At 48.4% G+C, this 11,498-nt stretch carries 11 protein-coding genes; 1 reads left to right on the top strand and 10 read right to left on the bottom strand.

Annotation, left to right across the window (positions count from 1 at the left end; all coding sequences use genetic code 11):
• The 10 genes from GC101_RS27010 to GC101_RS27055 form a co-directional block, all read right to left on the bottom strand.
• On the bottom strand, nt 1-1,721 hold a 1,721-nt coding region (locus GC101_RS27010; RefSeq protein WP_171719845.1), incomplete at its 3' end, for a TraG/VirB4 family ATPase.
• Complete coding sequence (locus GC101_RS27015; RefSeq protein WP_171719846.1) at nt 1,687-3,714, bottom strand: P-loop NTPase family protein; 2,028 nt, start codon at nt 3,712-3,714, stop codon at nt 1,687-1,689. The genes GC101_RS27015 and GC101_RS27010, both read right to left, overlap by 35 nt.
• Nucleotides 3,715-6,156: a hypothetical protein gene (locus tag GC101_RS27020; RefSeq protein WP_171719847.1), complete on the bottom strand. Its 2,442-nt coding sequence runs from the start codon at nt 6,154-6,156 to the stop codon at nt 3,715-3,717.
• Nucleotides 6,153-6,470: a hypothetical protein gene (locus tag GC101_RS27025; RefSeq protein ID WP_171719848.1), complete on the bottom strand. Its 318-nt coding sequence runs from the start codon at nt 6,468-6,470 to the stop codon at nt 6,153-6,155. The genes GC101_RS27020 and GC101_RS27025 overlap by 4 nt, the downstream gene beginning before the upstream one ends.
• 7 nt (nt 6,471-6,477) lie before the next feature.
• Nucleotides 6,478-6,921, bottom strand: a complete 444-nt coding sequence (locus tag GC101_RS27030; protein WP_171719849.1) for a hypothetical protein — start codon at nt 6,919-6,921, stop codon at nt 6,478-6,480.
• A gap of 19 nt (nt 6,922-6,940) precedes the next feature.
• Nucleotides 6,941-7,660, bottom strand: coding sequence for a metal-dependent hydrolase (locus GC101_RS27035; RefSeq protein WP_171719850.1), 720 nt, complete (start codon nt 7,658-7,660; stop codon nt 6,941-6,943).
• A 461-nt stretch (nt 7,661-8,121) separates the two neighbouring features.
• Entirely contained in the window at nt 8,122-8,808 is a 687-nt protein-coding gene (locus GC101_RS27040) for an EAL domain-containing protein (RefSeq protein ID WP_171719851.1), read from the bottom strand.
• An 11-nt stretch (nt 8,809-8,819) separates the two neighbouring features.
• On the bottom strand, nt 8,820-9,818 hold the full coding sequence (locus tag GC101_RS27045) for a hypothetical protein (protein WP_171719852.1): 999 nt from the start codon (nt 9,816-9,818) through the stop codon (nt 8,820-8,822).
• A gap of 50 nt (nt 9,819-9,868) precedes the next feature.
• Complete coding sequence (locus tag GC101_RS27050) at nt 9,869-10,243, bottom strand: hypothetical protein (protein WP_171719853.1); 375 nt, start codon at nt 10,241-10,243, stop codon at nt 9,869-9,871.
• A gap of 317 nt (nt 10,244-10,560) precedes the next feature.
• Nucleotides 10,561-10,746: a hypothetical protein gene (locus GC101_RS27055; RefSeq protein ID WP_171719854.1), complete on the bottom strand. Its 186-nt coding sequence runs from the start codon at nt 10,744-10,746 to the stop codon at nt 10,561-10,563.
• A 388-nt stretch (nt 10,747-11,134) separates the two neighbouring features.
• On the opposite strand from GC101_RS27055, the gene GC101_RS27060 reads away from it, so the two are divergent.
• Nucleotides 11,135-11,362: a hypothetical protein gene (locus GC101_RS27060; RefSeq protein ID WP_171719855.1), complete on the top strand. Its 228-nt coding sequence runs from the start codon at nt 11,135-11,137 to the stop codon at nt 11,360-11,362.
• Nucleotides 11,363-11,498 lie beyond the last annotated feature (136 nt).

Genomic DNA, 11,498 nt, shown 5'->3' on the forward strand with positions numbered 1-11,498 from the left:
TCCTGAATCTCAGGTGGCAGATCCGCGTGGGAGGAGAGTAAACGTACCGCCGATTGCTCCATGTAAAAGTACACACGCACGCTGGTGTTCTCCCACATGCCTACCCCGGCAGCGGTATCCAGCATAATGGCCGGGGAGTTGCCTGCCAGGATCATCATGCCGTTCTGCTTGCGAATCGCCGTGTACCAGGTGAAGACATAACTGCGCAGCTCCGGATTTTGCAGTTGCCGCTGACCTTCGTCTACCAGCACGGCAGAAAAGTCGGCACCGGCAATTTTGAGCAGATGAATGTTGGCATTGACCTGTTCAAAGGCCATCGACATCTTGATCTGTGCTTGCTTGGCCGATTCATCCTTCTTGGACTCGTCCTCCTCGCCGGAGCCGACCCGGTAGACAACCAGAGGAGCTTTGTGATCAAAGCTGGAGGCCTCTTCGATTTGGAAAATATCATCGTAGATCCCGATGAAATAGATTTTGATTTTGTCGTACAAGCTTTTGGCATCGGCATTACTGTGAGCAGCCTGTTCGATTTCCCAGAATACCGCATGAATCGTCGGCTTCGGTCCGGTGGGGGCATTCCAGGTTTCCGGCTGCTTCTTCACAATCCCTGCAGTACGGTAGACTCTACGAATGGCTTCCCCCACTTCAAAGATTTCTGGGCGAGTTAAATTCTCCCCAAGCAGCGAGAAGGTACGCACGCCGCTTTTCTCTGCCATCTTGTACCGGGAGCGATTATACTGCGCACATTCCTCGTCAATCTCCGTGATGGCTGGCATGATTGTCAGCGGTTCAAAATAGCGTCCTTCTTCGGTGGTATGATCAATATAGACACCACCCACATACGCACAAAGCTCCCGCCATTCACCGTCCAGGTCAAAGACAAATACATGCACACCCTCTTCCAGCAGCGAGACCACCAGCGCCTTCAAAAAGTAACTTTTGCCTTCGCCGGTCTTGCCGAACACGGTCACGTTCTGCGCCCGGGGATCATCTGGATCACACAAATTCACAAAACAAAAGCCGCCGTCCTCGGTCCGGCGACCAAAATAGAGTCCTTCGCTATCCGAGAACGAGCCTCGGGTCATGGGATAGGTGCGTGCTGCAACAGAATCTGTCGTAACCCGCCCATAATGGGTCTTGTTGAAAAATTCACTATGATCACTGTAGGGGTCAAAGGCCGGGGCAGTTTGCCGCATCGCCTCTTGCTGCTCACGCTTCAGTTCATTCAGTTTCCCGGACATGTTATCGAACCACAGCTTCAGCCCTGCCTCTGCCGCCTCTATCTGGTGCAGCTTCGGTGCGGATATTGTTAAGAAGGTCTGTACTTCGACCAGCTTGTGATCATTGGACAGCGTGGAATCCCGCAAGGCCAAGATAGTCTCCTTCGCAGCAATCTCTGCATTCCGCGCCGGATCAGTTTCACTCTGATCATTAATACTGGCTGTAAGCCGGTTCAGCTTGTATTTCATTTTTGTATTGAATTTAATATCGCTTTTTGCATACCGGATCGTCTTTCGTAAGGTGGCTCCGGTATGCGTAACGATGCCATCTAGATGATCCAGGTACCCAGCAATGATCTCCGGCGGATACTCCTGAACCATGAGCACACGTACGTAATGACCGGTCTTCCCATCTTTTCCGTCCACCATGTTGACCACCAGTTGCCGGGGCTGTTTCTTCCAGTGTTTAACTAACCGTTTCGTATGTTTGAGTAGGCTCATGGGTGGTCTCCTCTCTATTTCGGTGTACGTTCAGTAAGCTACGTATATCGGGATCAAGTGCTAAAGTCCTGCCCTGAAACAAACCCAGTGCTGCCGCTGGGAAATAGGGATAGACTGCTGCAAACACCTTCTGATATTTTCCCTTAAGTAAGGATGCCATTCTGTGGGACATTTCTGGGGTACTCTGATTCAACCAGATTTCCCCTTCCCAATTCGGAGCTGCCTCTGCAAATCGCAGCCAATGATGGTAATCGACATCGAGAACCACAATTGAATGATAGCACTGCATCAGTGCTTCTCGATCAGGGTAATCCCAAGGGATCTCGGCAATGACTAGCCCATCTTCCGCTACCCGGTTATTAAGCAGTTGTTTCACTTCCAGCAAGGCAGGATAACGTGAGGGTGTAAACAGTAGCCAGTCTGCTGCTTTCCCAGACCAAATGTCCCATCCGTCCAGTTCCGAAGGTTGCTGCAGAGGATTCAGCAGCGTTCGGGTCCCCTGATCCGGAGATAGATCTACGATGCTCACTGTAGTACCAGATAAACTTGTCGCCACCCCAAGATTCGCAACCAGAAAAGACTTGCCACTCGGTATGGGAGAGGTTAACAGTACAACCCCTAAAAGTCCTTTAGACTGGATTTCAGCTTGCGGGAGTATGGTCTTTCGTTCGTCTACGCCACCTATAGCCTCCAAAGTGAGTTCTACAGAATTATCAGAATTCCCCGGTTTTCTTGTCCGAAATTTCTGGCACTCCAAATGAAAAGACCGGAACCACTTACTGAAAAGGGGTAGTGCTATCTTATTCCACATTGTCCGCAGGCTGCGGACTCCTTGGTTTCCCATTTGCAGGCACTTGAAAATACTCCCTCTGCGGAGCTTTAGCATGCTGAAGTCTCTTGTTTCCGATATCACTTCCTCAATCACTAAAGGTGTAGATTCCGCTTCGTTCTCCATAACAGGATTTCCCACGCCCTCCGATTCTTCTTTCCTAGATTTGTTCAAAATCTCTTTAACTAGCAAGGGACTGAATAGCGAGCGAGCCTCCTGTGGATCCGGTTGCTCCTCCGCAAACTCTTCAATAAAGCTCGGTTCCTCCCAGGTGCCTTCATTCATTTTCCAATCCTCCCACGCAGTACGGTCCCACCACCGACCCAGGATCTCCGGCAATGAAAATCCGGATAACAGCGAGGTGCTATGGCCCCCTTGAGCCGTGAGCGTGTTCAACACCCGATCCTTTTTCTCCTGCAGTTCGCTCAACAGGCGAAATCGCTTCAGCTCCTCCTGATTCATGTCTGCCGGTTCATCGGCACGTTCCCTAACCTTAATCTTCGATTCGAAGGTTGTGAGGGTCAATGTATATTCACTGCGTAGCGCCTTGCCCTGTTGGGCCAACCCTTCCCACATCCGGATGCGGTTTAGTTTCATATTTTGAATACCTTGACTCGCTGAGGGGCGGTTTCGTTTCTGATTCCACAACTCCCGGCGGACATCTGGGATTTGTTCTGCTGAAATTTGAGCAGAAAATCCTTCCTGTATCATTGCACGCAGAAATTGTTCAAACCCACCAATCCGTGTTCGTTTCTGCGCATACACCGCTGTTTTCCAAGGGGATGCCGATAACGAAGACACCACATGCAAGGTCTTCCCGCTACGGTAAAGCCAGCCATCTTCCTCCAAGCCAAGGAAGGAACCGAGGTCTTCCCCGGATCCTTCCTTTTTTTGCTGTGCATCATGCATATAGCGCTTCAGACGATACGGCCATTTCAACCACTGCCCCAGTGTACTAATCATAAAGGTCGCCACAATCCAGGTCATTTTGAACAATACCGGGAACGGAAGCAAAAAGGGAAAGCCCCCGATCACCAGCGTAGTTCCTACAATCCAGCCGATATCTTTCAACGACAATCCTAGAAATTCCACATCCTCACGTATATCGCCCATAAAACTAGCTCGCAGCAGTTCATCTTCCCGTTCCTGTTGATCCTGATCCATTTATTTCACCTGCCCTTTATTAGCCGGTTTTTCGGACGCTTTCGATTTTGTTGGGGATACTGGCAATTTTGCATCCAGGTTCTCTTTTATCTGCTTCTGCTCATGTCGGTGCATCATATCCTTTTGCAGTTTTTCAAAGCTCCCCATATCCAGTCCATCCAGCGGCGGCTGTCCAAAGTTGACCGGAACCCGGTCCTTAATGACATAGACCGCTCCGTCTTTCGCACGCCAGTATGGTGTGCGTCCTTTCCGGTATTGGTCATAGGCCTTTTGGAATTCGTTTAGATGCTCCTCGGGAACATAGACATGGGACTCATCATTTGAAAGTTCAAGTACTTCCGCCAGTCCCTCCGATGTACCAGTTCGTTCCCAGGACTCCAGCATATTGGCCGCAAACTGGGAATGACGCGGGAAGTTATACCGGATTTTGCGGGTGGTTTGAGCCATCATCCCCTCCAGCACTTCAGTAGCCTCTTCCAAGTCACCATCTGGCAACCATAACACATCCTGCTCCAACAGCAGCTCCTTGACCCATGGGTATTCATCGGCCCGTTCCTGCAGCGCATGGTAGGCCGAAGAGGCTTTGCCTTGGGGCAGCTTCGCCTGTGTATAGAGCGGTAAGGCTTCTTTAATCTGTTCTGCAGCGTGCTCCGCTTCCGAGGAGTCGGTCAGCATTGAAATCTTCGGTGTATTATTCAGATCCACAAAGGCTCCATCCTTGTACATGCCCTCACGTACCGCAGAGATATCGAATCCTTCCTGCTCCAGCTGCGGCAGCATATCGAGGGTAGGACCGGCCAGGATCAATTCACCCGTGCGCTCATCCCACTGTACATCTTCCTGGTATTCCTTCTTCAGGGTACTTAACTTCTCCGTCAGCAGTTTACGCTGGGCCACAGGAGCCTTCAGCAAGGATACGCTCCGGAATCCTTCGTCTCCCAGAACTTCTGAAATATTCAGCGCCGAGGATTTGATTTCCGACTCTCCAAGCGCCAGCTCATGCAGAGCCTCCACATGGATCTGACCGCCCTCTTGAAGCCATTCATCCGGCTCATGATAGGCGATACCCTGCACCGATTCAGACAGCCCGCCGCTAAGTGTCGAGACTAGCTTGTCTTTGCCTACGCTGCGCTGAGTACGCATACGATCTGCTGCTTGCTGCATCCGTTTGCTGGCATCCTGCATGCTCAGAGCTTTCTTCTGCACGCCTTCAGAGCCCATCCGCTTGCCAATAGAATCCAGAGATGTCGAACTTCGTTCTCCCCATCGACCCATTGAATCGAGAACCTGCGCTCCGTTCAAGCTCACCGGATGCTGCACAGCTTTTATGAGAGGCTTCAACCAGAAAAAGAAGAAGAACACGAGTAACGCAAGCGCACTGAGAATCGCAAAGATGATGGGAGGTATACCTAAAGCAGCACAAAACCCTTCTCCTTCGCCGTAATCCGTCTGCATTTTCACAAATATCGCCCAATGTAAGCCGCAGACCAGACCGACAAGTAGCGTCCGCAGATACAGATTAGCAAACCCGAGCAGCGTTTCCATTTTACCGGTATAGGCTGATTGGGTAATCCACAGATTGACCAATATTGCCATAAAGATGAGCACCAGCGTCTTGATTACGGCAACCAGATATAGGGGCAAAACGACCAGTAACAAATAACTGAGCAGATTAAAAATCCCGCCGCTGGTAGATACGGTCAGTTCACCTAGGGTTTGGGCTGCATAAGCGGCATCAGTAATTCCATCAGCACCGACAATCATCGCTTTCAAAATCTGCTGGCCATCTAAGCCCTCATAGGTAATACCGCTGGTACCGATAATACCCTCAAACATCTTGCTGGAGATCCAGTTGATGCCGACATTGGCGATATTCAGTGCCGTGAGCGAGAAATACGTGGCGACAAAGCAAACTAAAAAGACCTTGAGCAAACTGCCCAGGTCCTTTTTGCCTTGAATAATTTTAAAGGTTAACCACGAAATCCCGATAAACAACAGCACCAGGCCAATGATCATAAATAGCGACCAGCCTGACTGCACCATAGCTATTTCCGCTATTTGCGGTGTAAACAAGTAGCTTTTAGCAAAGGCATCATAGAGTGGAGACATCAACTCATCTACCAGCAGAACTATAAGTCCTTCAATTGCATCCTTGATCAGCTTGCCGGACATGAGATCCTTGAACGACTGGATCATATCATCAACTTTTTGAATCATATCATCTACCCAACTGGGAATGTACCAGCTCGTTTCCCGCTCAGAAGTTCCCCCCGAAGTAGAGGGAGCCGTTGTCGGTATGGGCATAGCAGATGCTATTTTTGCATCCGCTTGATTTAAAATGGGCTGATTGGTTGATGCTTGTACCGTTACGGTCAGCAGATTGTTCGTGAAACCCAGCATAAGTAGCAGTAGAACTACCAGCACCCGAAATCGTTGTCTCAACCTCCCCACCCCCAAATCGCCATGTAATCGTAGAACTGTGACAGCAGGGTAAATACCGATCCGGTCATGAATAGTAGAATCAACCCCAGTGCCACCGCCATCCGTTTCCAGAATGTTGTATCCTTTAGGCTCTTTGCTCCCCGGCTGACCGCAAGCAGAAACATAAAAAATCGTATCAACCAGTAGGCAAAGGCGAGGACACAAAGTATCGTCCCTACAGCTCCCGCCAGGACCAAAAACCAGTTCATGTCGTCCACCACACTTGGATCAACTTTATACATTTTTTTCATTTTTGAGATATAATCGTTGTCCATTCCTAAATTAGCCCCTTAACTTGCGAAAATCTGGCAAGGTCCACAAGGCTGTCTTATCACCTCCAAGATCCTGTGTGGATGTCCAATTGTATATATTTTCCAGGAAACTGAAGAACGCGCCGCTGATGAACAGGAACACGATAAATACAAGGAGGCCTGCTTCAATCCAGAACCATTTGTCCTTAATTGTACCTTTACCGGTACTGATCTTAACCAGCTTGATGATCACTTTGATTATTACAAATACTAGCGTGGCAATTGTTAGTAGGGAGATCACGAGGCCAATCGGGGTAAACACAAAGTCTAGACCGTCAAGCACCTTCCAGTTAAATTTCATTTTCTCTTTGATCTTGGTGATTGGATTATTATCATCGGCGTACGCCAATAGTGGCAACATGAACATGCTAAACAGGACCATCATGACAAGGGTCCCGGTCGTTTTTATTTTCATTTTCCTCTTCCCTTCTGTTTCAATAGAATATCATCAACCAAAGTGCAATACTGCAGAGCCAGCAACTTCTTGCGATCCACCGCTCGGCAGCCCCGCCATTTCGCAGCAGATTCAGCGCCACCTTAAGCCGTGGCAGGAGAACGGAACGAATTCCTTCCACCGTGACGGCATCCCCCGCCAAATGTGACCACCACCCTGCCAGCAAGCCTAAGCCGAGCGCCTGAAACAGAACCGGCTGTGTCGCGGTAAATGATACTATTCCTAGACTCAAGATACCCGCAAACTCTGGACTATGGATGATTCCGCGGTGCTTAACGAAAGGCATTATCAGCAAGGCAACGCCAGCAAGTAGCGTGAGCCAATGTAGGCTGTACCATTCGTGTCCAATAAGTAGCAGCAGTCCAAGTCCACTTAGGATGAGCGAACGTAGTCGAGAGGCTAAGGAAATGATCAGGCCTGCAGCTATCCATATCCAGGGCATCGGCTGTTGCAGTACAAACCACAATATTCCCATACCTAGCGACAAAATGGATAACCCCTTCAGTTGCTTACGCTTCCTTGCCGAGAACTGCAGTTTATTGCTGATGGTGCTGGTCTTATGGTCCAGATCAGGCAGCAGACCGCCAGCACCTGCAGCGGAAATTAATACGGCAGCAGGCATTATAGAAAGGTCTGGCGTAACATAGAGCATTGCTGAACCTGCCAAAATGGCTAATCCGATATGTCCTTGTCGATTCATTTTGAATTCACCTCCTTTCAAGGACGGCATAAAATACCGCTTCTTCACTTGAAGCAGTTCACGTATTTCGACTATGCTTTAATATTAAATTAGAAGAAACATTACAAACCTCGCTTCTCATGTTTATTGGAAGATAAGAGTCATTCCATGCGCGGGTAATTATATTGATAATTCGATTTTTGTGTATTCAGGATTATCTTCAAGTTCAAAGAACTTCCCAGTTACATATTCATTCGTTATAGGTAAAGGAGGAATAATAATTGTTCTATCTTTAATTAGCTTTCTAAGCGACTCAGCCCCAATGTTTTCAACTTGGGAAATACAGTTGTTTTTCACATAGCAAAGCATTCATTACACCCTCTCTTTATAGAACTTCACCCCATTAAAAAAAACTCCACCTAGTAGCAGGTACCCGCATATCTTCATCCATTTGGAGTTTTTTTAAGAGTTAAATAGTAATCTTAACAAGTATGGGTACCTTGGAGTCTGTTTAGATTGGTTATTATTCTCGGATCTTCAGGTCTTCCTAAGTAATATCCTTGTGCAAAACGTACTCCTATTTGCATCAACTTCAGTAATTGATTATGTGTTTCAACCCCCTCTGCAACAACCTCTATCCCCAATTCAGCGCACATATCAAGAGTGTATTTAACAATGGTTTCCACACGAGGATTTATATCCACATGTTCTATTATTGTTCGATCTAACTTTATCCATGAGGGCTTAAACCAATCTAAAGTAAGTCTATTAATATTTGAGCATCTGACACCAAAATCATCTATAGCAAACTGAAATCCACGATTTGAAAGATTTTGCAATGAATGGCGCACAGAACTCGTGATTTCTGTAACCTCAGATAATTCAATAATTACTTTGTTTGGGTCTACATCAGGTATAAGGTCTCCCCCATGTTCAAGAGTTTCAGAGTGAATATTTATAAATAATTTTTGATCGGATTTTAAGAAGGGTAACCCTCTATTTAATGATTCTCTGATCGCCCATTGATCAAAACTAGCCAGTTCTCCAACAAAAAAATCAAATAACTGAGATGCTGATTCTCCGTTCTCCCCGCAAACTGTAGACTCAAACCCTATATAATTATCCATAAAAATATCTTTAATCGGTTGAAAGCGTATCTTTTTTAACATATCCTCCCCCCTTAAAAAAAACCAAACTTTTTCTTTACCTTTCTTCCATGAATCACAGACGATAATATGCCTTCCAACATTTGATCGCTATCTTGTTGTTGTTTGTATACATCTGAATGCGGCGGAATAGAGAACACCAAACGATCTTTCAAACAATCCGCTGTCTCTTCTCGACTATTTTCATTTGCGAGAGGCAGTACAATTTTCCATCTATCTTGACGAGTGGTTGAATGTTTCTGACAAAACTGCAGCAACTCAACCATCCGCCATTCAGCGCCTGAAGCACAAAGAATCGGAATTTTGGCTTTATTAAATAATTTAAAGTGTGCATCCGTATTTAGACTGCCTAAATCCATAACAAAAAAACGGAAACTGTCTGTAGCAGCTTCCGCTAACTCTGACGGTATCCCTGAAAAATAGGTGACATCATTAATTTCAAAACGCGATTTTTTATTAACCTCACCACGCTGAATATATTCTAAGTATCTGAAACATGGCCTGTTCCCCCCTTCCCACAAAGCGACCTTTGTTTTGAAAGTTCTTGCTAGAAAATTAGATATAAGTAATGCAGTGTGTGTTGATCCAGCCCCTTCACAAATTCCACCCACAGCAATTACAATTGTCTCCTCATCGATATCACTGATTACAGATCGATTACTAAGAATCGATGTTTCTTCTTTTTCTAAAGTATTAACATGATGTGGGCTCTGATGTTCAGATAATTTATCCTCCCAATCTAAAAGGGTCCATACGGATGTTGCTCCTTGAGCACTCCAATATCTTGTTTTTTGTACTGTATCTTCTGTGCAAATCACGATTATTGGGCAAAAAGCATCTTCAGCAAATATTAAAGAAACTGTTTCATCTGCCATAGACTCTTCGACTAATAATAAATCGGGACTGAGTACCACTGTTAACTCCTTTAGCTCTTCTAGAGATTTACAACTACGGATTTTTAAACTCGGAGAGTTTAATCTAGTAGGGACTAACCCATATAATAAAACATTCAAATCAGAGCACCTCCTAATAAAATTAGTATTAAATTGGTCTTAACGGCACATTATGTTTCTGCAACAGATGCAGGGGCTTTCTCAAAATGAGTATCTCCCTTTCTTGAAAACAAAAGAACCCATTGACGTGCTTCTCGATTAGACACTGATCCGGATCTAATTGAAGCTTCCAGATTTCTTTTCCATGATTCTGAACCAGCAGCCCCAATCTTCTTCTCTAGCTCTGGCCTTGTCTTGCCGAGTAAAGTCCTGGACGTAGTTTTTAGGGCTTTGCGGATATCACCAACCCTCCTACTTTTGCTATCATCCAGCAAATAAGCGAGTAAGCGCTGTTCCTTTTTGTTTAGCCTATATGGTCCTGCAAGCGTGGCTGCAATCTCTCCATAAGTCATCTCGATATCCTTGAGTTCTGCTGCCATCTCCACAAAAATCACCCTTTCCTTATAAGAACAAAAAAAGGCCACCTAATTAAGGTGACCCGCCATCCATCTCTAATAGATTACCACAGTTTTTTTAACCTAACGTACTCAAAAAGTATGATAGAAGTATGATCTACATATTTCCTCCCCTTATAAAAGTTCGCCGGTTGGCCACACTGCCGGCTGCAGATCTACCGCCGCTGCTGTCGGTCTCCCTGGGTGCCGGTGAGCTCCATTACCCAGCTGCCGCCGGGGCAGCGATCGATAACTCACCGAGGGGCCACCGGCCCGCCTGCAGGAGCCCGGCAACTGCCTTGCCCTGGTTAATCGGTTGCCGGTTGTGCGCGGATCCGCAGCTGCTGCGGTAGACGTTCTTCCGGTGGCCGGTGCGCCCGGCGCGCGCCTATTGTCCACACTGCCGGCTGCCGATCTACTGCAGCTGCTGCCGGTGCTCTCCTGGATGTCGGTGAACCTAGTACCCGGCTGCCGGGCAGCGATCGATAACTCACCGGGGGTCCACCGGCGCGCCTGCAGGAGCACGGCAACTGCCTTGCCCTGGTTAAGCGGTCGCCGGCTGCGCGCGGATCCGCAGCTGCTGCGGTAGGCGTTCTTCCGGAGGCCCGTGCGCCCGGCGCGCCTGTTGGCCACACTGCCGGCTGCAGATCTACCGCACCTGCTGCCGGTCTCCCTGGATGCCAGTGAGCTCCAGTACCTGGCTGCCGCCGGTGCATCGATCGATAACTCGCCGGGGGTCCACCGGTCCGCCTGCTGGAGCACGGCACCGGCCTCGCCCTGGTTGATTGGTCGCCGGCTGACCACACTGCTATCCGCAGATCTTCCGCAGCTGCTGCCGGTGCTCTCCTGGATGCCGGTTAGCCCAGTACCCGGCTGCCGCCGATGCAGCGATCGATAACTCGCCGGGGGTCCACCAACCCGCCTACAAGACCCGGTAACGGTCTCGCCCTGGTTCATGGTCTCCGGCTGCACGCGGATCCGCAGCAGCAGCCGGTCTCCCTGGATGCCGGTGAGCTCCATTACCTGGCTACCGCCGGGGCAGCGATCGATAACTCGCCGGGGGTACACCGGCCCGCCTGCTGGAGCACGGCAACTGCCTTGCCCTGGTAAATCGGTTGCCGGCTGCGCGCGGATCCGTAGCAGCGGCGGTAGACGTTCCTTCCGAATGCCGGTGCGTCCGGTTCGCGCTGGTTGGCCACACTGCCGGCTGCCGATGCTCTCCTGGATGCTGGTGAACCCAGTACCC

It is taken from the genome of Paenibacillus phytohabitans (assembly GCF_013141775.1).
Lineage (GTDB): Bacteria > Bacillota > Bacilli > Paenibacillales > Paenibacillaceae > Paenibacillus_AQ > Paenibacillus_AQ phytohabitans.

Coding starts and splice junctions, on each gene's coding strand:
- GC101_RS27015 (WP_171719846.1), bottom strand. CDS start 3,714: ATGGATCAGGATCAACAGGAACGGGAAGATGAACTGCTGCGAGCTAGT.
- GC101_RS27025 (WP_171719848.1), bottom strand. CDS start 6,470: ATGGACAACGATTATATCTCAAAAATGAAAAAAATGTATAAAGTTGAT.
- GC101_RS27030 (WP_171719849.1), bottom strand. CDS start 6,921: ATGAAAATAAAAACGACCGGGACCCTTGTCATGATGGTCCTGTTTAGC.
- GC101_RS27035 (WP_171719850.1), bottom strand. CDS start 7,660: ATGAATCGACAAGGACATATCGGATTAGCCATTTTGGCAGGTTCAGCA.
- GC101_RS27040 (WP_171719851.1), bottom strand. CDS start 8,808: ATGTTAAAAAAGATACGCTTTCAACCGATTAAAGATATTTTTATGGAT.
- GC101_RS27060 (WP_171719855.1), top strand. CDS start 11,135: ATGCAGCGATCGATAACTCGCCGGGGGTCCACCAACCCGCCTACAAGA.